The sequence below is a fragment of the Microbacterium sp. 18062 genome, from assembly GCF_902706225.1.
Taxonomy (GTDB): domain Bacteria; phylum Actinomycetota; class Actinomycetes; order Actinomycetales; family Microbacteriaceae; genus Microbacterium.
On the sequence record NZ_CACSKB010000027.1, the window covers coordinates 1 to 24,961 of the forward strand.

At 70.5% G+C, this 24,961-nt stretch carries 26 protein-coding genes; 10 read left to right on the forward strand and 16 right to left on the reverse strand.

Annotation, left to right across the window (positions count from 1 at the left end):
* Positions 1-530 precede the first annotated feature (530 nt).
* Positions 531-749 (forward strand): UDP-N-acetylmuramyl pentapeptide phosphotransferase, encoded by a 219-nt coding sequence (locus tag GVL03_RS11230; RefSeq protein WP_159501087.1) that lies wholly within the window; start codon positions 531-533, stop codon positions 747-749.
* 49 nt (positions 750-798) lie between these two features.
* Here the strand turns inward: GVL03_RS11230 and GVL03_RS11235 are convergent, their stop codons facing one another.
* Positions 799-2,097 (reverse strand): DNA recombination protein RmuC, encoded by a 1,299-nt coding sequence (locus tag GVL03_RS11235; protein ID WP_159501088.1) that lies wholly within the window; start codon positions 2,095-2,097, stop codon positions 799-801.
* Between the two features lie 33 nt (positions 2,098-2,130).
* Positions 2,131-2,718 (reverse strand): exonuclease domain-containing protein, encoded by a 588-nt coding sequence (locus tag GVL03_RS11240; RefSeq protein WP_159501089.1) that lies wholly within the window; start codon positions 2,716-2,718, stop codon positions 2,131-2,133.
* A 144-nt stretch (positions 2,719-2,862) separates the two neighbouring features.
* Here GVL03_RS11240 and ychF point away from each other — a divergent pair, with 144 nt between their 5' ends.
* The gene (gene ychF, locus GVL03_RS11245) at positions 2,863-3,936 is read left to right on the forward strand and encodes a redox-regulated ATPase YchF (protein ID WP_159501090.1); all 1,074 of its coding nucleotides are present in this window, start codon (positions 2,863-2,865) and stop codon (positions 3,934-3,936) included.
* 67 nt (positions 3,937-4,003) lie between these two features.
* On the opposite strand, the gene GVL03_RS11250 is transcribed toward ychF, so the two are convergent.
* On the reverse strand, positions 4,004-4,471 hold the full coding sequence (locus GVL03_RS11250; RefSeq protein ID WP_159501091.1) for a MarR family winged helix-turn-helix transcriptional regulator: 468 nt from the start codon (positions 4,469-4,471) through the stop codon (positions 4,004-4,006).
* A gap of 67 nt (positions 4,472-4,538) precedes the next feature.
* On the opposite strand from GVL03_RS11250, the gene GVL03_RS11255 reads away from it, so the two are divergent.
* Complete coding sequence (locus GVL03_RS11255; protein ID WP_159501092.1) at positions 4,539-5,969, forward strand: MFS transporter; 1,431 nt, start codon at positions 4,539-4,541, stop codon at positions 5,967-5,969.
* Positions 5,970-6,120: 151 nt separating this feature from the next.
* Here GVL03_RS11255 and GVL03_RS11260 read toward each other — a convergent pair whose 3' ends face one another.
* Both GVL03_RS11260 and GVL03_RS11265 read right to left on the reverse strand, forming a co-directional pair.
* Positions 6,121-6,723, reverse strand: a complete 603-nt coding sequence (locus GVL03_RS11260) for a TetR/AcrR family transcriptional regulator (RefSeq protein ID WP_159501093.1) — start codon at positions 6,721-6,723, stop codon at positions 6,121-6,123.
* Positions 6,723-7,601, reverse strand: a complete 879-nt coding sequence (locus tag GVL03_RS11265; protein ID WP_159501094.1) for an alpha/beta fold hydrolase — start codon at positions 7,599-7,601, stop codon at positions 6,723-6,725. Before GVL03_RS11265 ends, GVL03_RS11260 begins: the two co-directional genes overlap by 1 nt.
* A gap of 150 nt (positions 7,602-7,751) precedes the next feature.
* Here GVL03_RS11265 and GVL03_RS11270 point away from each other — a divergent pair, with 150 nt between their 5' ends.
* On the forward strand, positions 7,752-8,330 hold the full coding sequence (locus tag GVL03_RS11270) for an isochorismatase family protein (protein WP_159501095.1): 579 nt from the start codon (positions 7,752-7,754) through the stop codon (positions 8,328-8,330).
* Positions 8,327-9,235 carry a GlxA family transcriptional regulator gene (locus tag GVL03_RS11275; protein ID WP_159501096.1) on the forward strand — a complete coding sequence of 303 codons (909 nt, stop codon included), beginning with the start codon at positions 8,327-8,329 and terminating at the stop codon, positions 9,233-9,235. Before GVL03_RS11270 ends, GVL03_RS11275 begins: the two co-directional genes overlap by 4 nt.
* 312 nt (positions 9,236-9,547) lie before the next feature.
* Here GVL03_RS11275 and GVL03_RS11280 read toward each other — a convergent pair whose 3' ends face one another.
* The 8 genes from GVL03_RS11280 to GVL03_RS11315 all read right to left on the reverse strand — a co-directional run bounded on the left by GVL03_RS11280 (position 9,548) and on the right by GVL03_RS11315 (position 17,685).
* The gene (locus GVL03_RS11280) at positions 9,548-10,270 is read right to left on the reverse strand and encodes an aspartate/glutamate racemase family protein (protein WP_159501097.1); all 723 of its coding nucleotides are present in this window, start codon (positions 10,268-10,270) and stop codon (positions 9,548-9,550) included.
* Complete coding sequence (locus tag GVL03_RS11285) at positions 10,267-11,331, reverse strand: M20/M25/M40 family metallo-hydrolase (RefSeq protein WP_159501098.1); 1,065 nt, start codon at positions 11,329-11,331, stop codon at positions 10,267-10,269. The genes GVL03_RS11280 and GVL03_RS11285 overlap by 4 nt, the downstream gene beginning before the upstream one ends.
* Complete coding sequence (locus GVL03_RS11290) at positions 11,328-12,680, reverse strand: NtaA/DmoA family FMN-dependent monooxygenase (protein WP_159501099.1); 1,353 nt, start codon at positions 12,678-12,680, stop codon at positions 11,328-11,330. The genes GVL03_RS11285 and GVL03_RS11290 overlap by 4 nt, the downstream gene beginning before the upstream one ends.
* Entirely contained in the window at positions 12,677-13,453 is a 777-nt protein-coding gene (locus tag GVL03_RS11295) for an ABC transporter ATP-binding protein (RefSeq protein WP_159501100.1), read from the reverse strand. Before GVL03_RS11295 ends, GVL03_RS11290 begins: the two co-directional genes overlap by 4 nt.
* On the reverse strand, positions 13,446-14,255 hold the full coding sequence (locus GVL03_RS11300; protein WP_159501101.1) for an ABC transporter ATP-binding protein: 810 nt from the start codon (positions 14,253-14,255) through the stop codon (positions 13,446-13,448). Before GVL03_RS11300 ends, GVL03_RS11295 begins: the two co-directional genes overlap by 8 nt.
* The gene (locus GVL03_RS11305; RefSeq protein WP_159501102.1) at positions 14,252-15,103 is read right to left on the reverse strand and encodes an ABC transporter permease; all 852 of its coding nucleotides are present in this window, start codon (positions 15,101-15,103) and stop codon (positions 14,252-14,254) included. Before GVL03_RS11305 ends, GVL03_RS11300 begins: the two co-directional genes overlap by 4 nt.
* Positions 15,100-16,032 carry an ABC transporter permease gene (locus GVL03_RS11310; RefSeq protein ID WP_159501103.1) on the reverse strand — a complete coding sequence of 311 codons (933 nt, stop codon included), beginning with the start codon at positions 16,030-16,032 and terminating at the stop codon, positions 15,100-15,102. Before GVL03_RS11310 ends, GVL03_RS11305 begins: the two co-directional genes overlap by 4 nt.
* Before the next feature lie 63 nt (positions 16,033-16,095).
* Positions 16,096-17,685 (reverse strand): ABC transporter substrate-binding protein, encoded by a 1,590-nt coding sequence (locus tag GVL03_RS11315; protein ID WP_159501104.1) that lies wholly within the window; start codon positions 17,683-17,685, stop codon positions 16,096-16,098.
* Positions 17,686-17,816: 131 nt separating this feature from the next.
* Here GVL03_RS11315 and GVL03_RS11320 point away from each other — a divergent pair, with 131 nt between their 5' ends.
* The 4 genes from GVL03_RS11320 to GVL03_RS11335 all read left to right on the forward strand — a co-directional run bounded on the left by GVL03_RS11320 (position 17,817) and on the right by GVL03_RS11335 (position 22,172).
* Positions 17,817-18,944 carry an aminotransferase class V-fold PLP-dependent enzyme gene (locus GVL03_RS11320; protein WP_200847150.1) on the forward strand — a complete coding sequence of 376 codons (1,128 nt, stop codon included), beginning with the start codon at positions 17,817-17,819 and terminating at the stop codon, positions 18,942-18,944.
* Positions 18,945-18,999: 55 nt separating this feature from the next.
* Positions 19,000-20,370 carry an LLM class flavin-dependent oxidoreductase gene (locus tag GVL03_RS11325; RefSeq protein WP_200847151.1) on the forward strand — a complete coding sequence of 457 codons (1,371 nt, stop codon included), beginning with the start codon at positions 19,000-19,002 and terminating at the stop codon, positions 20,368-20,370.
* Between the two features lie 40 nt (positions 20,371-20,410).
* On the forward strand, positions 20,411-21,049 hold the full coding sequence (locus GVL03_RS11330; protein ID WP_159501105.1) for a GntR family transcriptional regulator: 639 nt from the start codon (positions 20,411-20,413) through the stop codon (positions 21,047-21,049).
* An 85-nt stretch (positions 21,050-21,134) separates the two neighbouring features.
* On the forward strand, positions 21,135-22,172 hold the full coding sequence (locus GVL03_RS11335; RefSeq protein WP_159501106.1) for a beta-propeller fold lactonase family protein: 1,038 nt from the start codon (positions 21,135-21,137) through the stop codon (positions 22,170-22,172).
* 392 nt (positions 22,173-22,564) lie between these two features.
* Here the strand turns inward: GVL03_RS11335 and GVL03_RS11340 are convergent, their stop codons facing one another.
* Together GVL03_RS11340 and GVL03_RS11345 are read right to left on the reverse strand one after the other, a co-directional pair.
* Complete coding sequence (locus GVL03_RS11340; protein WP_159501107.1) at positions 22,565-22,909, reverse strand: LysR family transcriptional regulator; 345 nt, start codon at positions 22,907-22,909, stop codon at positions 22,565-22,567.
* A 238-nt stretch (positions 22,910-23,147) separates the two neighbouring features.
* Positions 23,148-23,651, reverse strand: a complete 504-nt coding sequence (locus GVL03_RS11345; protein ID WP_235038129.1) for a GNAT family N-acetyltransferase — start codon at positions 23,649-23,651, stop codon at positions 23,148-23,150.
* A 76-nt stretch (positions 23,652-23,727) separates the two neighbouring features.
* Between GVL03_RS11345 and GVL03_RS11350 the strand changes: the two genes are divergently transcribed.
* On the forward strand, positions 23,728-24,153 hold the full coding sequence (locus GVL03_RS11350) for an arsenate reductase ArsC (RefSeq protein ID WP_159501109.1): 426 nt from the start codon (positions 23,728-23,730) through the stop codon (positions 24,151-24,153).
* Between the two features lie 205 nt (positions 24,154-24,358).
* On the opposite strand, the gene GVL03_RS11355 is transcribed toward GVL03_RS11350, so the two are convergent.
* The gene (locus GVL03_RS11355) at positions 24,359-24,907 is read right to left on the reverse strand and encodes a type 1 glutamine amidotransferase domain-containing protein (protein ID WP_159501110.1); all 549 of its coding nucleotides are present in this window, start codon (positions 24,905-24,907) and stop codon (positions 24,359-24,361) included.
* Positions 24,908-24,961 lie beyond the last annotated feature (54 nt).

Sequence of the window (24,961 nt, forward strand, 5' to 3'; positions counted from 1 at the left end):
GAAGGGGCGGGGACACGGGGCGCTGCGGCATCTGTGCCCGATGCCCGAGCAGGTTTCCCATCCTTCGTTGGTCGTCAGTGACCCCGGCAGCTGATGCGAAATCCTCGTGACCGCGGTCGCCCCGGATTCGTGTCTCGCTTGTGCAGGTCGGTCGGGGTTTCCGGCTGCACAAGTGAGACACGGGGTCGAGGGTGTGGGTGGTTCCGGGGATCGGTGTCTCGCTTGTGCAGGGTTTCGGCGTGATCCGGATGCTCAAGTGAGACACGCGACGGATGCAGCTGACCCGAAAGTCCTCGCGCTCCGTCTCGTTGCGCTCGCTCAGCGACCGGGCTTTCCCGCACCCCCCACGGAGTGCTCCGCGGGGGCGGGGGAAGCTGATGCGAAGCCTCCCCGACATCGACTCCTGAGGGAGGGCTCGCGCGCGAAAAGCCACGCGTGGCGGACAGGATGCCGCCGGATGCGTCTGGCAGAATGGGCACGTCGTATCACCGTCGATGTCGAACTCTCTCACGAGGACGAAGGGATGAACGATGGCTGCACCGGCCAACAGCTCCAATCCGCCCACAGGCGCTCAGGCGGTCGTGGCGAACGCGGTGGTCTCCAACGATCCGGCCCGGAGGCCCGACGTCCTCTTCCGGGTGCGGCGCGAAGAAGGTCACCAGCCGAGTGCGTGGTGGATGATCGGTGCTTTCGTCGTCGTCTCGGGCATCGTGCTGGTGCTCTTCAGCTTCGTCCCCGGCGGCGCCTGAGCTCCTGCAGGCTTCGCCCCTCCGCCGGCTCGTCGTGGCGATCGCGCGATCAGCGGGGTGTTTCTTCCGCGACGGGTGACGTCGTGCCCGGGCTTCCGGATGCGGGGGATTCTTCGCCCGTGGCCGCGCGTACCGCCGCCAGCGCCGCGGTGAACTCCGGCGCGCTGAGCGACCGCGGACCCGACTCGATCAGCGCGGGCGCCGCCGCCGCATCCAGCTTGGTCTCGTCGATGCCAGGGAACCGGCGCGCGCTGACGAGCACGCGCGATTCGAGCGATCCGACGAGCCGGTTGTAGCCGTCGACGGTGCGCTGGATGCCGCGTCTGAGCTCGTCGATGTGCCCGGCGAGGCCGCTGAGCCGCTCGTACAGCTGGGAACCGAGGGCGAAGAGCTCACGGGCGTCGTCGGAGACGGCCTGTTGCGTCCAGGTGTAGGCCACGGTCTTCAGCACCACCCACAGGTTCACCGGCGAGGCGAGGGCGACGCGCTGGCGGAAGGCGTGGTCGAGCAGGGCGGGGTCGTCGTCGAGAGCGGTGGAGAGCAGCGACTCGCTCGGCACGAAGCAGATCACGAACTCGGGACTCGAGTCGAGGCCCGCCCAGTAGCGCTTCTTCGCCAACGCATCGATGTGGGCGCGGAGCGCCTTCACATGGCGCTCGCGGAGGGCACGTCTCCGGATGCCGTCGTCGCCCTGGGCGGAGTCGGGGATCGCGCTCGCCTCGAGGAACGCGTCGAGCGGAGCCTTGGCGTCGACGGCGATGGCCTTGCCTCCGGGCAGGCGCACCACCATGTCGGGACGCCCGGAGCCGGAATCGGAGGACACCGACGACTGCAGGTCGAAGTCGACGTGCCGGGTGAGTCCGGCCGCCTCGACGACGCGTCGCAGCTGGGTCTCGCCCCAGACGCCGCGCGTGCTGGTGGACCGCAGCGCGCTCGACAGCGACTCGGTCGTGGCGCGCAGGGCCTCGTCGGACTCCTGCGCGCGCCGGAGCTGCTCGTTCAGCGCACCGTACTGGGCATGGCGCTCGCGCTCGAGGTCGTCGACCTTCTGCTGCATCTGCGTCAGGGACTCGCGCACCGGGGAGAGGGCCTGCAGCACCGACTGCTCGCGGCGCTCCCGGTCGTCGCGCATCTGCTGCTGCGCGCGGTCTCGCTCGACGAACTCGCGGTAGAGCGCCCCCTGCCGCTCGAGCTCGGCACGCGATCCCGCCGCGGCGGACTCGGCGGCGGCGGCGCGGGCGGAGAGGGCGGCGCGGGCGGTCTCTCCGCGGGTGCGGGCGGCGAACCATCCGATCGCCGCGCCCGCTGCGAGGCAGATCAGGGCGACGGCGACGATCACGAGTTCCATGGGGCGAGTCTCTCGTGGGCCCCCGACATCGGCTCAGGCGGCGGCGGCCTCGGCCGGTTCGATCGCGCCGATGCGGATGCCGGCGTGCGCGGCGAGCTCCGCGATGTCCGCGGCGCGCCAGCGGCGTGCGGCGTCGATCATGATGTGCGCGGAGGCCACCGCATCCGACGTCGCGTCGTGATGGACGAGGTCGGTGAACCCGGCGGCGGACGCCGCGGCGGGAAGCCGGTACGAGGGCAGATCGTAGGTGCGGCGCGCAACCTGCACGCTGCATGCGTAGCGGTAGGGCGGGCAGACGTCGCCCGTCGCCTCGCACGCGCGGCGGAGGACCGCCATGTCGAACCCGGCGTTGTGGGCGACGAGCACGTCGGCGCCCGCGAAAGCGACGAGGTCGTCCAGCTGCGTGCTCCAGTCCTTCGCACCGACGACGTGTTCGGGGCGGATGCCGTGGATGCCGATGTTGAGTGCGAAGAACCGGTCGTGGCCGGCGGGCGGGCGGATGAGCCATCCTGCGGTCGCGACGATCCGGCCGCCGCGTACGCGGGCCAGTCCGACGCTGCAGGCGGAGGCGCTGGAGGCGTTCGCCGTCTCGAAGTCGATCGCGGTGAAGTCCAGGGCCACGGGTCCACTGTCTCGGCAGGTGCGCGCCGCACGGGTCAGGCACGCCGAGAGCGCGCGGATCCGGGCTCTGCGGGGGCGGAGTCGCGGATCGGTTCGGGCCCGCGCGGATCGGTGTGGAGGCAGGGGCGCCTAGACTGGTTCCCCGTGGCTCTCACCATCGGAATCGTCGGACTGCCCAACGTCGGCAAGTCCACCCTGTTCAACGCCCTGACGAAGAATCAGGTGCTCGCGGCGAACTACCCGTTCGCGACGATCGAGCCGAACGTCGGGGTCGTGAATCTTCCGGATCCGCGGCTCGAGACGTTGGCGGAGATCTTCTCGAGCGAGCGCATCCTGCCCGCCGCGGTCTCGTTCGTCGACATCGCAGGGATCGTTCGCGGTGCCAGCGAGGGCGAGGGCCTCGGCAACCAGTTCCTCGCCAACATCCGCGAGGCCGACGCGATCGCCCAGGTCGTCCGCGGCTTCGCCGACGCCGACGTCGTGCACGTCGAGGGCGCCGTCGACCCGAAGAACGACATGGAGACGATCAACGCCGAGCTGCAGCTCGCCGACCTCCAGACGCTCGAGAAGGCGATCGTGCGGTACGAGAAGGAGGTGCGCGGCAAGAAGCTCGACCCGTCGGTGCTCGAGGCCGCCCTCGCCGCGAAGGACGCGCTGGAGCGCGGCGTGCTGCTGTCCGCATCCGGGATCGATCTCGCGCCCGTGCGGGAGCTCGGCCTGCTCACCGCGAAGCCCTTCATCTTCGTCTTCAACGTCGACGAGGCCGTGCTGACGGATGCGGCGCGCAAGGGCGAGCTCGAGGCGCTGGTCGCCCCGGCGAAGGCCGTGTTCCTGGATGCGAAGATCGAGTCCGAGCTGATCGACCTCGATCCCGAGGACGCCGCGGAGCTCCTCGCGTCGACCGGGCAGGAGGAGTCCGGTCTCGACCAGCTCGCCCGCATCGGCTTCGACACGCTCGGCCTCCAGACCTACCTGACGGCGGGTCCGAAGGAGGCACGCGCGTGGACGATCGGCAAGGGTTGGAAGGCGCCGCAGGCCGCGGGCGTCATCCACACCGATTTCGAGAAGGGCTTCATCAAGGCCGAGGTCATCTCGTTCGAGCACCTCGTCGCGACCGGATCGGTGGCCGAGGCGCGCGCGAAGGGCAAGGCCCGCCTCGAGGGCAAGGACTACATCATGCAGGACGGCGACGTGGTGGAGTTCCGCTTCAACGTGTAGGCCCCGCCCGGGGAGTCGTGTCGCGCGCTGGCACACGGTCCTTCTCCAACTAGGAACGGGTTCCCGTTCAATCGCTGACCTCCTCTGTTGCGCGAGAGCGGGGTGGTCCCTTGGCGGTGTAGTTTTCGATGTCGATGTTGAAGCGGTGCAAGTAGTCGGCGAATCGGTTGACGTCGTCGTCGGACCAGTTCTCCAGGATGAGGTCGAGTGCGCGGATGGACCGGTCACGCGAAGCGCGCATCCGTGCGGTTCCCTCGTTCGTGACGGCGAAGCGGCGAGCGATGCCGCCACTAGGGTCCGGGATGCGTTCGAGGAGCCCCGCACGGAGCGCGGCACCGGTTTGCCGTTGCAGCGTTGACGCGTCCAGGCGCAATGCCTCGCTGAGTTCGGCGATCGTCATCGGACCCTGCACGCTCAGGCGGCTCAACAGTGTGTAGACGCTGCGCTCGATGCCTCCTTCGTGATGATGTCGTGCGATGGAGTAACGACTTTGCAGCATCTGCTCATATTCGATGTCAGCGATGCGTCTTTCCATGCCCCCATCCTATCTGGCCTATGTATGATGCATATGTATCTTGCATATCTTGGACAGGAGAACCGGTATGACGACATCCGTGCCTCGCCCCGGTCTACTCGTCGGCGTCCTTGCCTCCGCGGGCATCGCTTCGTCGCTGACGCAGACGATGGTGACCCCTCTCATCGCGCAGTTCCCCGTGATCTTCGACACATCCGCAGCGAACACCGCGTGGATCGTCACGGCGACGCTTCTCGCTGCGGCTGTCGCCATGCCGATCTCCGGGCGTCTGGGCGACATGTTCGGCAAGAAACGGATGATCCTGATCGTCGCGATCCCGCTGATACTCGGCGGCGTCGTCTGCGCGCTTGCGCCCACTGTCGAAGTGATGATCGTCGGTCGCGCGCTGCAGGGCATCGGCTCGGGCATGGTCCCTCTTAGCATCGCGCTCCTGCGGGACGTGATGCCGCCGGAGCGACTGTCATCGGCGATTGCGGCGGTGAGCGCGACGCTCGGCGTCGGTGGCGCTATCGGGATGCCGATATCGGCGGCAGTGGTCGAGTTCGCGGACTGGCATGTGCTGTTCTGGGCCGGAGCGGCCCTCACGGTGATCACCACGGCCGCGATCTGGCTGGTCGTGCCGGAGGTACCCGCCGCGGCCGCCGGTCAACGTTTCGATGCACCAGGCGCGGTGGGTCTCGCCGTTGGTCTGGTGTCGTTCATCCTTGCGATCTCCAAGGGCTCCGAGTGGGGTTGGACTTCACCCCTCACGATCGGGCTGCTGGCCCTCGCCCTCGTCGCGTTCCTGGTATGGGGATTCTGGGAGACGCGCACGAGAGACCCCCTCGTCGACCTGCGCACCACAGTCCAACCCCGCGTACTCCTCACGAACATCGCATCGATCTTCATCGGATTCGGGATGTACGCCAGCATGCTCGTGATGCCGCAAGTGCTGCAGCTTTCGTCCGCGACCGGCTACGGTCTCGGACAGTCGATCCTTGCAGCGGGCCTGTGGATGGCCCCGGCTGGACTCATGATGCTGGTGCTCTCGCCCGTCGCGGGCCATCTCATCGATGCCCGCGGCCCGAAATTCACTCTCGTGCTGGGAGTGTCGATCCTCGCTCTCGGCTACGTGGTCGGACTCTTCGGTATGGGGAGCACCTGGGGCATACTCGCCACCGGAATCGTGATCAACAGCGGCATCGCGTTCGCCTATGGGGCGATGCCCTCGATCATCATGAGTGCCGTGCCCCACAGCGAAACGGCAGCAGCGAATGGCTTCAATACCTTGATGCGCTCACTTGGCACGACAATCGGTGCGGCGATCATTGGCGTGGTCCTCGCGCAAATGACCATCCCCTTCGACGATGCCGTGGTACCGAGCGACGCGGGTTTCCGCACCGTGTTCGTCATCGGCGGTGGCGTTGCCCTCATCGCCGCCCTCATCGCCCTCTTCATTCCTGCAGCAAGAACGAAGACGGAACCGATGCTGAGCGCCGATGCGCGCTCTAGCGTTTGACTGCTGGTTGAGGCAGATTCGGCGGCGTCACTACGCCCCGGGCGCGTGCCGGACAACGGTCCCGGGCGACGGGGTCGCTCAGGGTCTCCAAGAGCCTTTCGGTTCCCATGAGGGCGATGCTTTCATTGTGCGGAGACACTCGACGGGCGGCTCACTCATCTAGCTGCGCTGGCTGAGACGGCTCGAAGGTCGCGACCATGCGGGCGAGGACGTCGATGGCCCCCTCGATCTGCGCGGCGTCCAACGGCCCGATGAGCCTGCCGGCGGACAGGAGACCTATCGTCGCGCTGGAGAGCGCGATGGCGAGGTGCTCCGGCTCCACGTCGGCGGCGAGCATCCCGCGCTCCTGAAGGTCGCGCAGCCACTCGACGACGCCGTCGTGACGTGCCCGGTAGCGGCCGTCGGCGACGGTGTCGACGTGGCGGCCGAGAACGCCGTGGTCGTCGAGGAACGCGGCACTCATCAGCCGGTCGTCCAGCAGAGCACGCGCGGCGGCGCGGTAGGCCTCGCTGGGGGGAGGATGCTCGCCGATCTCGGCGTCGACGCGGGCCCGCATGCGTTCGGTGCCTCGGCGAAGGAGAGCGTCGAGGATGTCGCGTTTGCTGTCGAACTCGAGGTAGACCGCGCCCTTGCCGATGCCGGCCTTCGCTGCCACGGCGGCGACGCTCATCGCGTCGAAGCCGCGGTCCAGGACGAGGTCCTCGGCGGCGTCCAGAACGGCCTCGCGCCGGTGCGGGATGAGCGGCCGGGGCATCAGCGCAGGCCCTCGAGGAAACCGAGCATGGCCGGTATCGCGAGATCGGGTCGATCGCGCTGCACCCAGTGCCCGGCGCCCAGGACCGTCAGCAGCTCGGCGTGGGGGAGCAGCTCCGCCGCGGAGCGCGCGCGGGCGAGGGGCACGCCGCTGTCGTGCTCGCCGTGGACGAGAAGCGTCGGCGTCTCGATCGTGGGGAGCAGGCCCGTGTAGTCGGTGCGCAGCCCGTTCGCCCGCACCTGGTCCCGCTGCCATTGACCGAACACCTTCAGCCCGTCGCCGGATGCGGCCTCGATCACCGCTCGGACGAGCTCCGGTGTGCGGGCGGCGGGGTTCCGGACGAACGTCCGCAGGCCTCGTTCCATCGCGAGGGGGCTGCGCGAGTAGGAGTGTGTCATCGCGGCGAGGAGCCCGGTGTGCACCAGCAGGTACGTGCAGAACTGGCTCACCGCGCTGAAGGGGCCGTCCGTCAGCCGTGGCATGATGCCGAAGGATCCCAGCAGCATCGCGCCGCGCGCCGCACGGGGCCGGTCCAGGAGATGCCCGAGCGTCAGGCCCCCGCCGAGCGAGAGCCCGCCGACCGCGTAGTCCACGAGATCGAGGGAGTCCACGAGCTCGCCGACGTACCGCACGAGAGCCCCTTGCGTCAGCGCCCCGTGCGCCGGGGGACTCTGCCCGAAGCCCGGATGGTCGGGCGCGATCACCCGGTGCCCCGCGCGCGCGAGCGCCGACCCGACCTCGCTCCAGGAGAGCTCGGCGTTGTCGGCGCCCCCGCCGTGCAGCAGCAGGACGGTCGTTCCGGGCGGGCGGACGGGGGTCCACTGCAGCAGGGAGACCGTCCCGCCGGGCAGTTCGACCGTCGTGCGTCGTGGGTCCATCTCGTGCCTCCCGTTGTGACCGTAAGTTCTATTATGGTCACAACGGAAGGCCGCCGGAGCCGGGTGCGAGAGACGAATCTGACCGGATCGTTCCGCTTGTCGACGGTTTCGTGCCTTTCCCGTGGGAGAGATCGCGATCAGGATGGGTGCATGACACACCGAACCGACACCGCCCTGCTTGTCATAGATGCGCAGGAGTCCTTCCGCCAGCGATCGGACGACTGGGCGGCGACGGCGAACCCCCGAGTGCTCGACAACATCGCCCGTCTCGTCGGGCAGTCGCGTGCGGACGGTGACCTGATCGTGTGGGTGACGCACGCCGAGGCCGGGACGGGCGGGGTGTTCGATCCTGCGCTCGGATTCGTCCGGGTGGTGTCCGAGCTCGAGCCGCTCGAGGGCGAGGCTCTCATCGCCAAGACGTCGGTCAACGCGTTCACCACGACCGACCTGCATCGGCGGTTGATGGTGCGGGGGATCCGCCGTGTCGTGATCTGCGGGATCCGGACGGAGCAGTGCTGCGAGACGACCGCCCGGGTCGCGAGCGACCTCGGCTTCCAGGTCGAGTTCGTCACCGACGCCACCACCACCTCTGCGATCGAGCCGGGCGAGACGTATGCGGCCGTCTCCGGCGAGGACCTCATGCGCCGCACCGAGAGTGTCCTCGGCGGACGGGGGTTCGCCACGATCGTCACCACGCGACAGCGGGCGAGGACCTCGGCGGCGACGTGACCCGGGTCGTCTTCCTGCTCGTGCCGGGCGTGATCCTGCTGGACCTCGCCGGCCCGGCACAGGTGTTCTCGTCAGTCTCGACCGCGCAGGCCCCGTACGATCTGAGCTACGTCGCCGAGCAGCGATCGATCCGGTCGGCGCAGGGGCTGCCTCTCGAGGCGTCGCTCGAGTGGCCGGAGCTGAGCCGCGACGACGTCATCCTGGTCCCCGGATGGCGCGCGCCGCTGCATCCGGGCAGCGGTGCGCTGGCCGAGCCCACGTTGGCGAGACTCCGTGAGCACCACGCCGCCGGCGGCGCCGTGGCGAGCGTCTGCTCGGGGGCGCTCACGCTCGGACGCGCGGGGCTGCTGGACGGGCGGCGCTGCACGACCCATCATGACGTGCAGGAGGAGCTCGCCCGCCGATACCCGCGCGCACGGGTCGTGCCGGACGTGCTGTTCACCGAGGACGACCGGGTCATCACCTCGGCGGGCATCGCGAGCGGCATCGACATGGCCCTCCACCTCGTCGCCGTGCGCCACGGACCGGGCGCCGCGGCGCGGGTCGCCCGTGACATGGTCGTCTTCGCCCGGCGCAACGGCGACGCACCGCAGCTCAGCGCCCTGCTTCGTCACCGCTCGCACCTGGACGAGCTCGTCCATCGCGTGCAGGACGTCATCGACGAGGGCTTCGACCGTCCCCTGCCCCTGGCGCGGCTGGCCGACATCGTGCGCGCGAGTCCGCGAACGGTCACCCGGGCCTTCACCGACGCGACGGGACTGACCCCGCTGCGCTACCAGCAGGCGCTGCGCCGAGAACGCGCGGAGCACCTCATCGCGCACGGCGCCACCGTCGAGGCCGCCGCACGCGCCGTCGGGTTCGACGACGCCAGGATGCTGCGCCGACTCCGCCATACGCCCTACTAGGCGCGGCTCGGGGCCGAGGACGGGGACTCCCTCATCAGCTCTCAGCGCCCCTGGCGGGGCACTTCACGGGGTGCGAAAGCCCGGTCGCCGCCCTTTGGTCTCGGAGCTATGCTCCTCGCTCAGGGGCCGAGACGACGAGACTTCGGATCAGCTTCTCAGGGCCCCTGCGGGACCCTCTGTGGGGTGCGAGAGTCCGGTCGCTGAGCGAGCGCAGCGAGACGAAGCGTGAGGACTTTCGGGTCAGGTGTCGCGAAGTGCGGAAACAAGGCGACGTTGCCGCACGATGTGACAACCCTTCGGGATGATTCCGGGTCAGGCCCGTGCGTGGCGCTCGAGGCAGCGCGCCAGCTCGGCGATCGGATCGAGGACGGGGATGTCGACGGCCTGCCGGACACCGGCCAGGGTGTCCGACCAGTAGGTGCAGGTGGGAAAGAGCGCCCGCGCTCCGAGCTCCTGCGCCCGGCGCGCCTGCGTGACGCCGGTGGTCGAGATCGCCCGGGCCATCGACTCGACCAGCGCGGTCCCGATCTGCTCCGGGGTGGCGTCGGGGTCGTCGGCGGCGACGGTCGGCCGATCAGCGGGAACCGGAAGCGCGATGGGCACCGCATCCGCTCGGCCGTACCGCTCGAGCAGGTCGGGGATCCAGTCCTCGCCTCTGAGGTCAGACTCGCCGGGCCCGGGGTCGACGACCATGTAGAGCACTCCGATCGGGCCTAGCTCGTGACCGCGCGCGGTCACCGCGTCGAACGGTGCGCACACGGGCACCGACACCGCGGCCCGGCACTGCTCGATCCCGGGATCGGAGCAGCACGAGATCCCGATGGCGTCGAAGCCGTCGCGCTCACCCTGCCGCACCGCTTCGACCAGCGGCGGGAGGAACACGTCCTCCGGGGGCACGTAGATCGTGTTCGGCACGCCGTCGAGGTGGCGCACCACGACCTCCGTGTCCGCCGACACGGCCGCTCGCGCCACCCGCTCCTCGATCGGGAGGTGCATGGCGGACCCCACCGGGGCGATGATCAGGATCCGGGTCATGACGTCTCCCGCCGGGTGAGGATGTCGGCCGTCACGGCGAGCACCGCCGCGGCACGACGGGCGAGGGCCGCCCCCTCGGGCGAGGCGAACTGCTCCGCCCCGTCCGGCCCGTGCACGTCCCATCCGTCGCCGTCGCGGGCGAGACCGACCATAGCGCTGGGGATGCGCCTGCTCACGTTGCCGAAGTCGGTGGAGAACGGCATGGGCGGGATGACGGGATCGGCGGTGATGCCGAGACCCGCCAGCGCGTCCTCGGCGGCGGCGGCGACCCGGCCGTCGGCGCGCAGCCCCTCCGCCGTGCCGAGGACGGTCCACCCGTGCGCGCCGGACAGAGCGTGGGCGAGCTCCTCGCGCTCGTCGAGCTCGTCCGCGGAGCCGCCGAACACGCGCAGCACCGCCCGCCAGCCATCCGCGAGGGACTCGACGTCGCCGACGGCGACCTGACCGGCGGGAAGCTCCCATCCCCGGGGATCGGCGTCGGAGACGACCTCGATCAGCCGGAGCCATCGCGACGCCCGCCATACCCCGGTGTGCGACTCCGGGTGCACATAGACGACGTGGTCGATCCCTCGCCACAGCTCGCCCTGCAGCCCGAGCGTCTTGCCGCCGCCACGCCGGATCGCAGACGGGGAGACGAGCTCGTCGGCGGGTGCGCCGACGACCACGACGCTTCCGTGCAGATCGCCGAGATCGGCGAGGGCGAGCGCCGCGCCGACCACCGCGCCGGCGATGGGACCGTGACCGCACGAGTGGACGGCGGCGACGTCGCCGTCCTCGGTCGCGACGGCTACGGCGTCGTACACGGCGACGAGCCCCACCGTGCATCCCGGATGCGCGCCCTCGAGCGTGGCCCGGAACGCGGTCGACATCCCGTCGATCCCGATCCGGACCGTGAGTCCGTGCTGCAGGGCGGCGGCGAGGGCGGCGACGGCCTCGGTCTCCTCGTGCGCGAGCTCCGGGCGAGCGTGGACGGCAGCGGTGACCCGGTCGATGTCGGCTCGACGCGCGGCGACCGCTGCCGCCACGGCGGCGAAGCGGGCGTCCGCGCGGCGACCGCTCATGCGTCGGCCCCGTGACGGGCCGGGCGCAGGCCCGCTCCGGGATGGTCCGGAGACAGCCGCGGGCGACCGAACAGGTGCTCGCGCAGCGTGCGTGCTCCCTGTGGCCTCTCCACGAGCCCGCGGCGATCCAGCTCGGGAACGACGTGCTCGATGAAGCGGTGCATGTCGGCCGGGCTGACGAGGTCCATGAGGTTCACGCCGTCCACCCCGATCGCGGTCCACGCCTCGAGCTCGTCGGCAACCGTCTCCGGTCCTCCGCTGATGAAGATATGGCTGCCGGGGAAGGCGGTCGCCCGTTCGTATGCCTCCTTGCGCGACCGGCCGTCATCGCCGGCGGACGCCAGCGTGCGCGCAGCCGACTGGTGCCGGTCGGTCTGCGCGTACGAGAACGTGCCGTCGTCCGCCTCGGCGGTGAGGTCGTACCCGGTGAACAGAGCCATGACGGCGGCCGACGCGCGCCGGCTCCACAGCCGGCGGTACTCCGCGACGCGGCGAGCGGCGTCCGCGTCGTCCGCTCCGGTGACCACGACCGCCGGGATGAGGAACCGGAGGGCGGACGGATCGCGACCGTGCTCGGCGGCGAGCCGGCGCACCTCGGCGATGTAGGTGCGGGCCTCCTCCTTCGTGCCGGTGACGAGCACCACCTCCGCGTGCCGTGCGGCGAAGTCCGTGCCCTGCGACGAATGACCGGCCTGCACGAGCACCGGTGTCCGCTGCGGCGACGGAGACACGGTGAACCGTCCGCTGAGACGGAAGAAGTCGCCCTCGTGGGAGACGTCGTGAACGCGATCGGGATCGACGAGACGGTCGCTGCCGGGCGTTGCGGCGCCGTCCTCCCAGCTCCCCTCCCACAGGACGTAACAGGCCCGCAGAAACTCATCGGCGCGCGCGTAGCGCTCGGTGTGCGGCGGAAGCGGCGTGCCGTACGCCCGCCCCATCGCCGGCACGAACGACGTCACGATGTTCCATCCGAATCGTCCCCGGGCGAGATGGTCGAGCGACCCGATGCGTCGCGCGAGTGCGTACGGGTTCTCGAAGGTCGTGCTCGCCGTGGCGATGAACGACAGCCGGGAGGTGGCGCCGGCGAGTGCCGGCACATACACGAACGGGTCGGTCGCGGGGAAGTAGGCGCCCTCTTCGAGCTGTGCGCGGTCGAGCGCGTCGGAGACGTCGCCCGTGCCGAACGAGTCGGCGAACATCAGAGCCGTGAATCCGGCGTCCTCGATGCGACGTGCGTAGGCGACCCACCAGTCCAGGTCGTTGAACCGATGGCGCTCGTCCTCGGGATGCCGCCACAGACCGTTGCCGTTCTGGGACGCGGTCAGCACGCTGAAGGCGTTGAGGATCATCGAGAGTCTCCCTCGGATCGGATGTCGGGCAGCCTCGGCACGGCGTCCACGAGGCGGCGTGTGTAGGGGTGCGTCGGTGTGCCGAGCACGCGCGATGTCGGTCCCTGCTCGACGATGCGGCCGTGTTCGAGCACGACGACGCGGTCGCAGAGGTGCTCGACGACACCGAGGTCGTGGGTGATCACGATCAATGCGGTGCCCAGGTCGTCGGTCAGTCCCCGGAAGAGGCTGAGCACACCCGCCTGCACCGAGACGTCGAGCGCCGAGGTCGGCTCGTCGGCGATGATCAGCCGGGGGCGCACGGCCAGGGCGCGCGCGATGGCGACCCGCTGACGCTGACCACCGGACAGCTGCGCGGGCCGGGCCGACGCCACCGATGCCGGCAGCGCGACCTGTCGCAGCAGTTCGTCGACAGCGCGATCCAGCTCGCCGCGCGGGATCCTGCCGAGGCTGCGGATGAGCTCGCGCAGGACGCTGCCGACCGATCGATGGGGGTTCAGGGAGAGGAACGGGTCCTGGAACACGGTCTGCACGGCGCGCCGCTGGGAGCGTGAGCGGCGCCGCCCGAGCGGAGCGCCCTCCCACCGGACGGATCCGTCGATCGGCGTGATGAAGCCGGCGATGGCGCGCGCGATGGTCGTCTTCCCCGACCCGGATTCGCCGACGATGCCGACGGCCTCGCCCGGGTCGACGGTCAGATCCACCCCGGTGACGACCCGTGTGCCGCCGTAGCCGACCGACAGGTCGTCCAGGCGGAGAAGCGCGTCACCCATGATCCTCCGTCGAGAAGCCCATGGCGACGGCCCTCGCCGCTGCCACGAGCCCGCGCGTGTAGGGGTCCGCCGGTCGGGCGATGACGTCCGCGGTCGGCCCCTGCTCGACGATCCGACCCGCCTTCATGACGGCGAGCCGAGAGCTGATACGGGCGACGACCGGAAGATCGTGGCTGACGAACAGGATGCCGATCCGTTCCGAGACGCGGATGTCGTCGAGGAGAGTGAGGATCTCGGCCTGCACCGTCACATCGAGCGCCGTCGTCGGCTCGTCGCAGAGCAGGAAGCGCGGGTCCGAGGCGAGCGCGAACGCGATCATGACCCGCTGGCGCTGACCTCCGCTGAGCTCGTGCGGGTAGCGGTCGTACAGTCGCGCCGCGTGGGGGAGCGCGGCACGCTCGAGCAGACGGAGGGCGTCCTCGCGCGCGTCGTGCCGGGACCGACCGCGCACATGGCGCCGCACCGCCGCGACCTGGGATCCGATGCGCATGAGCGGGTTCATCGCCGCGGCCGGATCCTGGAAGACGGTCCCGATGCGGGCAGGGGAGGCGCGGCGCGGATCGAGCACCGCATCGTCGACCGTCACCGCGCCGCCCGTGCGTGCCACGGTGTCGGGCAGGATGCCGGCGATCGCCCGCAGGGTGAGGCTCTTGCCCGAGCCGGACTCGCCGACGAGCCCCAGGCATTCGCCCGGCCCGACCGCGAGGTCGACGCCGTCCACGAGCCGGCCGCCGTCGGAACGGCGATCGATCGAGAGTCCGGACACCCCCAGGCCCGCGATGCGATCGTCGGACGAGGTCATCGCCGTCCCCGCATCCGATCGGCGGCGCCGTCCGCGAGCAGCGCGAATCCGATCCCGGTGAACACGAGCGCGGCGCCCGGCGCGAGCGAGATCCACGGTCGCGTCGTGAGGAACGCCTGGCCCTCTGCGATCATCCCTCCCCAGTTCGGGGTCGGCGGCTGTATCCCGAGGCCCAGATAGCTGAGGGTCACGATCGCGAGGATGACGAACACGATGTCGTTCACGATCAGCACGATCACCTGCGGGAGGACCGCGGGCAGGACGTGACGGGTGAGGACGGCCGCAGACGAGAGCCCGCCGCCGCGGGCGGCCTGCACCCAGGGCTCGGCGGCGAGGCCCGTGGTCACGACGCCGACGACGCGGGCGTAGTTCACCCACGCGACGAGGGCGAAGGTGACGTAGATCGCGCCCTCGCCCGATCCCAGGAACGCGACCATCGCCAGCACGATCACGTAGAACGGGAAGGCGAGGTTCGTGTCGATGAGAAAGGTCGCGATCCGGTTCGTCCAGGATCCGAAGTAACCGGCCACGAGCCCGATGAAGGTGCCGATGAGCGCCGGCGCGATGACCGCGAGCACGCCGACGCGCAGGTCGGTGCGTGCGGCGTACACGATGCGCGACCAGATGTCGCGACCGAGCTGGTCGGTGCCGAGCCAGTGCTCGGCCGAGGGCGGCTGCAGTCCCGCCGTGAGATCCTGCGCCAGCGGATCGTGGGTCGCGATCCACGGAGCGAACACGGCGGCGAGCGCGACGAGGGCGACGATCGCCGCGCCGGCGACGAGCGTCGCCCGATGCCGGATGTCGCCGCGCACGCGCGTCGGGACCGTCGCCGCCAATGTCTCGCTCACACGGTCCTCCGTCGTCGGCGGGGGTCGACGGCCCGCACGGCCGCCTCCGTCACGAGGTTGATCAGCACGACCACGAGGGCCGTGTAGACGACGAGCTCCTGCACCACGGGGATGTCGCGCTGGCTGATCGAGTCGAACATGAGCGAGCCCACCCCCGAGATGGCGAAGACCTTCTCGACGATGAACGTCCCGCCCACGAGATAGGCGAAGTTCACGCCGACGAGCGTCAGCGCCGGGATCGACGCGTTCGGGAGCAGGTAGGTCAGCACGACCCGGGTGCGGCTCATGCCCGCCGACCGGGCCGCGAAGAGGAAGTCGGCATCGGCGGTCGACAGCAGCTGGACCCGCAGACTCCGGGTGAGGACCGGGACGACGCCGAGCGCCGCCGTGACCGCCGGCAGCACGAGCGATCGCAGGCCGTCCGCCGATCCGCCGACGGGGAACCAGCGGAGGTTCACGCTGAAGACGAGGATGAGCACCATCGCCAGCAGGAAGGCGGGAACGGCCAGCGCACTCGTGGTGAGCACTCGGATCACCTGATCGGCGAGCCGGTTGTGGTTGAGCGCAGCGGTGATCGCCAGGCCCGCGCTGAAGACGATCGCGAAGAGCATCGCGAGGCCCACGATGGCGAGGGTGACGCCGGCGCGCGCCGCGATCAGCGATCGCACCGACTCGCCGTAGACGAGGGACGTGCCACCCCCGCTGAGCAGATCGAGGAAGAACGAGCCGAGCCGCTCGTGCCAGGGCAGGTCGAGCCCGAGCTGGGCACGCAGCCGCGCCACGCTCTCGGGCGTCGCATGACTGCCCAGCAGCGCCGTCGCGACATCCCCCGGGACGACCTGGAGGAGGAGGAAGGCGGCCAGGACGACGCCGAGCGCCACGAGGACGGCGCGCAGCAGCAGGCCGCCGATCGTTCGCGTGCGTCTCATGTCACATGCCTTCTGAGCCGGGCTCGCGGTGAGGGCGAGCTCGGCCCGCCCTCACCGACGCTGTCACTCGGAGTCGATCCAGGTGCGCTCCAGACGCACCGTGCCGTTGGGGATGAGCTCGAGGCCGTGCACCGAGGCGCTGGTGGCCTTGATCTCGGCGACGTAGGCGAGGGAGAACTGCGGCACGTCCTGAGCGATGATCTCCTGCAGCTGAGCGTAGATCGCGGTGCGGTCGTCGCCGTCCGGAGTGGTACGCCCCTTCAGTACGAGATCGTTCACCTCGGCGTTGTCGTAGCGCGTGTTGAACGCCCCACCGTCCTTGTCGCCGTACACCTGCCAGGTCGACACATTGTCGGGGTCGCCCGTGTCGGCGATCGTGGTGGTGAGCGCGAAGTCGTACTCGCCGGCGGGGAACTCGGTCCAGAACGTGGCGTTGTCCACGTTCTTGATCTCGACGGTGATGCCGATCTCCTCGAGCGCGGACTGGATGATCTGCGCCTGCTGCGTGCGCGCCTGCGAGCCGCCGTCGACCGTCAGGGTCACCGTGGCACCGTCGGCATGGTCGGACGCCGCGAGCTCGTCGGCCGCGGCATCGGGGTCGTACGCGAGCGCGTCGACGGACTGGTCCGAGTACTGGATGCTCGTGGAGATGTAGGTGCGCGCCGAGGTCGCGGTGCCGAACGTCGTGGCGGCCACGAGGGCATCGCGATCGATCGCCTGGCCGACGGCCCGGCGGACGGCGTCGTCGCTGAAGACATCCGAGGCGGTGTTGAAGTAGAGCACGTCGGAGTTCCAGCTCGGCACGGTCTGTACCGTCACGTCGCCGTTGCCCTGCAGCTCCTCGACGCCTGCGATCGGGACGTCGTCGATGATCTGCGCCTGACCTCCCTGGAGCTGCTGGACGAGTTGGTTGTCGTCGTCGAGGGCGACCAGACGCACTTCGTCGAGGTAGGGCAGTCCCTCCTCCCGGTAGTCGTCGTTGCGGGCGAGGGCGAAGTCGCCGGACGCCTTGTCCCATTCGCCGACGACGAAGGGACCGGTTCCGACGGGATCCGCGAAGAACGTCGCCGCATCCTGGTCGGCGAGCTCGCTCGGAAGGATGCTGCTGGAGAAGACGGACAGCTCCGACAGGAGAGGGGTGTATGGCTCCGACAGGTGGATCTCGACCGTCAGATCGTCCGTTGCGACGACGTCGGTGACGGGGGCGGAGAGGGGCAGCGCACCGCCCAGCTCGAGGTGTCGTTCGATCGAGTAGACGACATCGTCGGCGGTGAAGTCGCTGCCGTCCGAGAACGTCACCCCGTCGCGCAGCAGGAACGTCCAGGTGAGCCCGTCGTCGCTGACCTCGTAGGACGTGGCCAGTGAGGGCTGGGGAATGCCGTCGGTGTCGAGCGCGTAGAGCGTGTCGAAGATCTTGTCGAGCGTGTAGGCGTTGATCGTCGTGAGCACGGCGTCGTGCGGGTCGAGCGAGGTCACGTCCTGGCTCAGCCGGGCGAACGTGATCGATCCGCCGGAGACCGGCTCGGAGGACCCGGAGGCGGCGGGCGTCGTGCCGGACGTGCAGCCCGCGAGCAGAACGATCCCGACGGCCGCCGCCGTGAGGGGGACGGCACGCCGAAGGCCCGGCGGGACGAGGGGACGGTTGGGTCGCATGTGTGTGCCTCTGTTCGTGCAAGGGGGCGCCCGCGGGCGCCGCATCGGGTGTTCGACGTCATCTTTCGTCGTGCAGCGAGAGTAATGCGTACAAGTGTGTACATTAATTGAGCCCGTAACAGAGGGCAAAGATGACACACGGACGGACCCTCATGAACACCTCCTCGCCCGCATGGCCGGTTCCGCTGGACCCGCCCGTCTTCCCGGCCGAGCGGTACGACCGCCTGGCGGATCGGATCGGAGCGCTGCTGCGCGCGGACGACCACGACGTCGCCCTGGTCCCGGGGGAAGCCGTCGTCGCGCTCGAGGCCGTCGCGCGCGAGGTGGGCGGCTCGGGAGCCCGCGTGCTGAACGTCGTCACCAGCGTCTACGGGCGCTACTTCGGCGACTGGCTCCGCGCGGGCGGTGCATCCGTCGTCGAGCTGGAGGCCGTCCCGGGCAGGCCGATCGAGGTCTCCGCGGTGGCGGAGTCCCTGTCCGCGGGATTCGACGCGATCGCCTTCGTGCACGGCGAGGCGGCGAGCGGGATCGTCAATCCGATCCGCGAGATCCTCCGTGAGGCACGGGCGACGGGAACGGTCAGCATCGTCGACGCGGTCGCATCGGTCGGCGCCGAGCCGCTCGATCTTTCCGCGGACGCCGCCGACATCCTGGTCATCGGTCCGCAGAAGGCCCTCGGCGGCCCCGCCGCGCTGTCGGCAGTCGCGGTCAACCCGCGAGGGTGGGCGTCACTCGCTCGCGGAGGCCGTGCGCCGCGGTTCTCGTCGCTGTCGCTCCTCGACCTCCGCCGCGACTGGCTGGACACCGACCGCACGATCGTGCCGGGCACGCCGCACGCGCACGACCTCTGGGCGCTCGAGGCGGCCCTCGACCGCGTGGAAGGGGAGGGGATCGACGCGATCGTCGCACGTCACCGTCGCGCCGCCCGCGCCACGCGCGCCGGCATCGTCGCGCTCGGGCTGTCGCCATGGGTCGACGACGAGACGCTCGCGTCGGGCCTGGTGACGGGGGCGCTTGTTCCGGACGGGATCTCGCGCGGAGTCGTCGTCGACCTCGCGCAGCTCCGTTTCGGCGCGGCGATCGGCGTCGCGGCGCCGGATGTCGACGGTCGTCTGGTGCGCTTGTCCCACATCGGCCCACGGGCCGGTTTCGCGCCCGTTCTCGCCGGGGTCGTCGCCCTCGGTTCCGCCGTCGCCGACGCGGGAGGCGTCGCCGACATCGGGGCGGGCGCCCAGGCCGTCGCAGAGGCATACCGATGACCGTCGTGGTCGCTCCCGTCCACTCGAATCCTGTCCCCGTCACAGAAGGAGGCCCGTGGTGGGTTCCCGTGTCCTGCATCTGAACGCGTTCGAGAACTTCTCCCCGGGGAACATCTCCTCGGGACTGTGGCGGCATCCGCAGGATCGCTCGTCGGAGTACAAGACGCTCCGGTACTGGACCCGTCTGGCCCGCGACCTCGAGGACGCCGGGTTCGACGGGGTCTTCCTCGCCGACATCCTCGGAATCCTCGACGTCTACCGGGGCGGGCCCGACGAGGCGCTCCGCACGGCCAGCCAGGTGCCGATCAACGACCCGATCACGCTCATCTCGGCGATGGCGGCCGTCACCGAGTCGCTCGGTTTCGCGGTCACCCTCTCGACGTCCTACACTCATCCCTTCCTCCTCGCCCGCACGCTGACGAGCCTGGATCACCTCACCGAGGGACGGGTCGGCTGGAACATCGTGACCTCGTTCCTCGACAGCGCCGCCCGCAACCTCGGTGCGGGCGAGCAGCTGCAGCACGACGACCGCTACGACCGCGCCGACGAGTACCTGGAGGTCGCGCACAAGCTGTGGGAGCTGTCCTGGGACGACGACGCGGTCCGCGTCGACCGGGAGCGCGGCGTGTACGTCGACCCCGCCCGGGTGCGGCCGCTCGCCCACGACGGCCGGTACTTCCAGGTCCCCGACCCCTTCATCGCCGAGCCTTCGCCGCAGCGCACCCCGTTGCTCTTCCAGGCAGGCTCGTCCGCGCGGGGGCAGCGGTTCGCGGCGCAGCACGCGGAGGGCGTGTTCGTGCACGGCACCCGCCCTGAGGTCATCGCGCCGATCGTGGCGCAGACCCGCGAAGCGGCGGCACGTCTCGGGCGATCCCGCGACTCGCTGAAGGTGCTCGCGGTCGCGACGATCGTCACGGGCGAGACCGACGAGATCGCCCGGGCGAAGTATGAGGACCTGTTGCGCTACATCGACTACGGCGGTGCGATGGTGCAGTTCGCCGGCCCGGCCGGCTTCGACGTGTCTGCCCTCGACCCCGACATCCCGCTCGCCGACATCGATTCCAACGGAGCCCAGTTCAGCGCACGGTTCTTCGCCAGCGCGGATCCCGACCGGGTATGGACGCTCCGGGAGGTCGCGCACTACATGGGCGTCGGAGGGATGGGCCCCACGATCGTGGGGTCGGGCGCGACCGTCGCCGACGAGCTGGAGAGGTGGGCGGAGGTCGCCGATCTGGACGGATTCAACCTGGCCTACGCCGTGCGGCCCGGCACGTTCGACGACATCATCCGTCACGTCGTCCCGGAGCTGCGCGCGCGGGGGATGCTGCGCACCGGACGGGCGCCCGGAACTTTCCGAGAGGCGCTGTTCGGGGCAGACTCGACTCGACTGGCACCCGATCACCCGCACTGGAGCATCTCGCTGTGACCGATCCCGCTCCGCCTCGGCCGAAGGAGACCCCGAGCAGATGCAGACCGCAATGAACGAGACGGCCGCCGCGGCGCACTACCGCACGCTCCGTGAGCGGATCATCGCCGGCGAGATCGGACCGGAGCGTCGTCTCTACGAAAGTGCGCTCACCGACGAGCTGGGCACGTCGCGCACGCCCATCCGCGAGGCGCTCGCGATGCTCGAGAAGGACGGCATCCTGGCACGTGAACGACGCGGATACCGCGTGCGGGAGCGCACCATGCAGGAGGTGCTCGACTACTTCGATGTGCGCGGTGCCCTCGAAGCGGCGGCGGCGGAGGCCGCAGCCGATCGAGCGACCCCGCTGGAGCGCGCTCAGATGGTCGCGTTCCTGAAGTCGGCCGCGGCCGCGTCGGACGAGGCCGAGCGCTCGGAGCTCCACCAGCAGTGGCACCGCACGCTGCACCGGGCATCGCACAACGAGGCCCTCGTGGAGTTCATCACCCGGGCGGAGACGCTCGTGAGCCTCCATCGGCGGCCGTGGGCGAGCTCCATCTCGGGGTCGATGCAGTCGCAGGAGGAGCACGAGGCCGTGCTCGACGCCATCCTGGCTCGGGATCCCGAGCTCGCGCGGCGCGAGATGGCCATGCACATGGCGCGCGGTCGCGACTTCCAGCTCCGGCTGCTCACGCAGTGATGCGCGCACTGGACGCGCGCGGATGGTGCGTTCGTCTCCACAACCCGGGACGCGGTGCATGCCGAGTCACGCATACGATCGATCCATGACCCACGTTCTCGTTCTCGTCGCCAATGCGGGAGAAAGCAGCATAAGCACGTTCCGCCTCGCCGACGGGAAGCTGCATCGCCTCGCCGTCACGGGCGGGCTCACCGGCTCCTCGACGTTCGTCGTCGATCCGGCACGCGACCTGGTGTACGCCGGGGTGAAGGCGAGCGGCGACGCCGGACTCCCCGGGATCGTCACCCTGCGGTTGGACCGGGACAGCGGCGCACTGACGCCGCTGTCCCGGCGCGACCTGCCGGGCGGTGCCATGACCTACGTCGCGCTGTCTCACGACGGCACGGTGCTTCTCGGCGCGTCGTACGGCGGCGGATACGGCGAGACCTGGCGGATCGCGGACGGCGTGCTGAGCGAGCCCGTCTCGCACCTCGACCATCCGAACCTGCACGCCGTCCTCCCGAGCGCAGACGGCCGGTTCGCCTACTTCGTCTCGTTGGGCGCCGACCTGGTGGCGCAGTACGCGTTGTCGGGAGAGGCACGCCTGGAGCCTCTCGAGCCGGCGACGGCGGCCGCGCCGGCCGGAAGCGGGCCGCGGCATCTGGTGCTGAACGCCGCCGGAGACCGGGCCTACGTGCTCACCGAGTTCTCGGGACGGGCGCTGCACTACGCGCGCGACACCGAGACGGGAACGCTCGAGCTTCGCGACGCCGCCGACGCCTTCGATCCGGCCGTCGGCGCGACCCACAGTCGCCTCGGCGCGGATCCTCGCGCCGAGAACCTCGTCTGGGGCGCGGACCTCCACCTCGCCGACGGTGGCCGGCACCTGTGGTGCTCGGAGCGCACCGGCAGCACGCTCGGCGCCGTGGCGATCGGGCCCGACGGCGCGGTGTCGGCGCCCGAGCGCTTCACGGTCACCGAGCCACAGCCCCGCGGCTTCGCCCTCAGCCCCGACGGCGCCTACCTCGTCGCCGCCGGCGAGCGCTCGGAGACGGTGTCGCTCTACGCGGTCGACGGCGACCGCCTGGAACCGATCCAGCAGGCTGAGACCGGTCGGGGAGCGAACTGGGTGCGCTTCGTCTGACGCCGCGGAGAGATGGCTACCGCGGTCAGTGGAACGACGCCCGACGGGAGAGCTCCGCTCACGCTCGTAAGGAAGACGTGGACGATGTGCTGTTCGCGGCATGGGCACGTCTCGCCTTCCGCGTGGGCGGCACCATGCGCTCCTTCGACGACACCGCCGCGTACTTCGCGCGACGCAACGGGATCACGGCGTCGCCGGTGCGCTCCGCCGTCGGCGATGCCGGCAACGGCACGAGCATCGAGCGGACCGACTATCGACAAGTGGGCGCCCCGCCCGTCGTCGCGGTCACCGTCCGCGCCGGGTTCGCGGCCGGAGCCGGGAGAGCGCGACCTCGTCGGCCACCGGCGCGGCCCGTCGGCGCGGCCCCGGGAAGGGCGATCGGATGCGGCGCCCTAGCGGCCCTGGCGCTTCTTGTACGGCTTCGGCTGGCCCTTGACGATGGGGGCGCGGCCCTTGCCCTTCGAGGCCTTGGCCTTGCCGCCGGCCGGCGCGACGGACTTCGCGGACGGGGCGGGGGTCTCGGCGATCTCCTCCTTCGCGTCGGCGAGGAGGAGGACTCCTGCGGGGGTGAGCCTCGTCGGGGCGTCGCGCGTGAGCAGTGCGTGCCCGACCTCGCTCTCGAGCTTCTCGATCGACGAGTAGAGGGACGCGAGCGGGATGCCGAGGGCCTCCGCGGCACGCGGGAAGTGCAGCTCTTCGGCGACGGCGACGAACCGGACGAGCAGCGTGATGTTCACAGGGAGGCCTTTCGTGCGTCGGCGCGGATCGCCCCGCCGCGGCGAGGGTGCCGGGCACGGCGGGGAGTTCCGCTCCATTGTCGCAGTGCGCCGATCCGTCTCCGCCCGCATCCCGCGCTGGGGGGGTGCATCCGGCGCTGGTGCGTGCATCCTGCGGTGGCGCCTTCGTCCTGCGCCGGCGCCCGAAGCTTCGGCAGCCATCACAGGAGACCGCCGCCGGATCCGCATCCGGCGGCGGTCAGCGGGCGGCGGCGAGGGCGGCCAGGTCGTCGCCGGCCAGCCGCTGCGTGGTCCAGTCGTCCATGGGGGCGGCACCGAGCGATCGGTAGAAGGCGATCGACGGTGCGTTCCAGTCGAGCACGGTCCACTCCAGACGCGAGTAGCCGCGCTCGACGCAGACGGCCGCCAACGACCCGATCAACGCCTTGCCGTATCCGCGCCCGCGCTGCGTCTCGTCGACGAACAGGTCCTCGAGCCAGATGCCGTGGCGGCCGGTCCACGTCGAGTAGGTGAGGAACCAGACCGCGATCCCCGCGATCGCGCCGTCGCGCTCGACGACGTGGGCGAACGCCCGCGGCTCGGGGCCGAAAAGGGTCTCGCCGATCGCCTCGGCCGTGTTCTCGACCGCATCCGGCTCCTTCTCGTACACCGCCAGCGCGGTGATGCAGGCGAGGATGCCGGTCTCGTCGCCGGGGCGGGCGGCGCGCAGGAGCGCGCCGTCGGTCAGAGCACGTGCGATCACGCCCGCCAGCCTATCGACGGCGCGACGGAGTTCACCGCGATCGGCTAGCATCCGACCGCACCGACGGAAGGACGTCATGGCGCCGAGGACCGATCCCACCGACGCGAGGAGCGTCCCCACCGTGCTCTTCGTGTGCGTCCACAACGCGGGGAGATCGCAGATGGCCGCCGGATTCCTGCGCGCACTAGCGGGGGAGCGGGTCGAGGTGCTCTCGGCGGGATCGGCGCCCGCAGAGCACCTCAATCCCGTGGCCGTCGCCGCGATGGCGGAGGAGGGGATCGACATCGCCGGGCTCACCCCGCGAATTCTCTCCGCCCACGATGTCCGGGCCTCCGACGTCGTCATCACGATGGGATGCGGCGACACGTGCCCCGTCTTCCCGGGCAGGCGATACGAGGACTGGGCGCTCGACGACCCGGCGGGTCGCGGGATCGAGTCCGTCCGCACCATCCGCGACGACATCCGCGATCGCGTGCGGGCGCTCCTCGGTGAACTGCTCTGATGCGAAAAGTCTCCGCTTCCGGACGGCCGGGGGCCCGAGGGCATACCCCTCGGGCCCCCGCAGGCATAGGGTGGAGCAATGTCCACGTCTCAGCCCATCCAGCTCCAGCCCGCCCCGGTCGAGGGGGAGGCCCTGCTCCCGGTCGTCGACGCACCCGCCGGATGCTGCGGCGGCGGTGCCTGCAGCACCTCCTGAGCGCGCGCACTCAGGTCGTCTGACCCGAGTGCTTCCCCTCGCCGATCTCCTCGATCACCTTCGCGTTGAACGCGGGCAGATCGTCGGGCGTGCGGCTCGAGACGAGACCCGCGTCGACCACGACCTCCTCGTCGACCCACGTCGCGCCGGCGTTGCGCAGGTCGGTCTTGAGGCTCGGATAGCTCGTCAGCGTGCGACCCTCGAGCACATCCGCCTCGACGAGCGTCCACGCCGCGTGGCAGATGGCGCCCACCGGCTTGTGCTGGGCGAAGAAGTCCTTCGCGAACGCCACCGAGGGCTCGTCCATCCGCAGGTGGTCGGCATTGACGACACCGCCCGGCAGCACGAGCGCGTCGAAGTCCGCGGCGACCGCGTCGGAGACGTCGAGGTCGACGTTCTGCAGGTGCCCGTTCTTGCCCTCGACCGCTCCCGCCTTCGGCGAGACCAGCACCGCCGTCGCGCCGGCGACCCGCACGGCGCTCCACGGCGAGGTGAGCTCGCTGTCTTCGTATCCGTCCGTCGCGAGGAACGCGACCTTCTTTCCCGTGAGATCCGTCATGCCCGCCACGCTAGGCGACGGGCACGAGGGATCGGCCGGGGTTGACAGCGACCG

What these genes read in the sequence shown, in the direction of transcription:
- GVL03_RS11350 (WP_159501109.1), top strand. Translation starts at nt 23,728, where the DNA reads ATGGCGCCGAGGACCGATCCCACCGACGCGAGGAGCGTCCCCACCGTG.
- GVL03_RS11315 (WP_159501104.1), bottom strand. Translation starts at nt 17,685, where the DNA reads ATGCGACCCAACCGTCCCCTCGTCCCGCCGGGCCTTCGGCGTGCCGTC.
- GVL03_RS11335 (WP_159501106.1), top strand. Translation starts at nt 21,135, where the DNA reads ATGACCCACGTTCTCGTTCTCGTCGCCAATGCGGGAGAAAGCAGCATA.
- GVL03_RS11230 (WP_159501087.1), top strand. Translation starts at nt 531, where the DNA reads ATGGCTGCACCGGCCAACAGCTCCAATCCGCCCACAGGCGCTCAGGCG.
- GVL03_RS11355 (WP_159501110.1), bottom strand. Translation starts at nt 24,907, where the DNA reads ATGACGGATCTCACGGGAAAGAAGGTCGCGTTCCTCGCGACGGACGGA.
- GVL03_RS11290 (WP_159501099.1), bottom strand. Translation starts at nt 12,680, where the DNA reads ATGATCCTCAACGCCTTCAGCGTGCTGACCGCGTCCCAGAACGGCAAC.
- GVL03_RS11300 (WP_159501101.1), bottom strand. Translation starts at nt 14,255, where the DNA reads ATGACCTCGTCCGACGATCGCATCGCGGGCCTGGGGGTGTCCGGACTC.
- GVL03_RS11310 (WP_159501103.1), bottom strand. Translation starts at nt 16,032, where the DNA reads ATGAGACGCACGCGAACGATCGGCGGCCTGCTGCTGCGCGCCGTCCTC.
- GVL03_RS11285 (WP_159501098.1), bottom strand. Translation starts at nt 11,331, where the DNA reads ATGAGCGGTCGCCGCGCGGACGCCCGCTTCGCCGCCGTGGCGGCAGCG.
- GVL03_RS11280 (WP_159501097.1), bottom strand. Translation starts at nt 10,270, where the DNA reads ATGACCCGGATCCTGATCATCGCCCCGGTGGGGTCCGCCATGCACCTC.
- GVL03_RS11270 (WP_159501095.1), top strand. Translation starts at nt 7,752, where the DNA reads ATGACACACCGAACCGACACCGCCCTGCTTGTCATAGATGCGCAGGAG.
- GVL03_RS11250 (WP_159501091.1), bottom strand. Translation starts at nt 4,471, where the DNA reads ATGGAAAGACGCATCGCTGACATCGAATATGAGCAGATGCTGCAAAGT.
- GVL03_RS11255 (WP_159501092.1), top strand. Translation starts at nt 4,539, where the DNA reads ATGACGACATCCGTGCCTCGCCCCGGTCTACTCGTCGGCGTCCTTGCC.
- GVL03_RS11295 (WP_159501100.1), bottom strand. Translation starts at nt 13,453, where the DNA reads ATGGGTGACGCGCTTCTCCGCCTGGACGACCTGTCGGTCGGCTACGGC.
- GVL03_RS11265 (WP_159501094.1), bottom strand. Translation starts at nt 7,601, where the DNA reads ATGGACCCACGACGCACGACGGTCGAACTGCCCGGCGGGACGGTCTCC.
- GVL03_RS11260 (WP_159501093.1), bottom strand. Translation starts at nt 6,723, where the DNA reads ATGCCCCGGCCGCTCATCCCGCACCGGCGCGAGGCCGTTCTGGACGCC.
- GVL03_RS11330 (WP_159501105.1), top strand. Translation starts at nt 20,411, where the DNA reads ATGCAGACCGCAATGAACGAGACGGCCGCCGCGGCGCACTACCGCACG.
- GVL03_RS11320 (WP_200847150.1), top strand. Translation starts at nt 17,817, where the DNA reads ATGACACACGGACGGACCCTCATGAACACCTCCTCGCCCGCATGGCCG.
- GVL03_RS11235 (WP_159501088.1), bottom strand. Translation starts at nt 2,097, where the DNA reads ATGGAACTCGTGATCGTCGCCGTCGCCCTGATCTGCCTCGCAGCGGGC.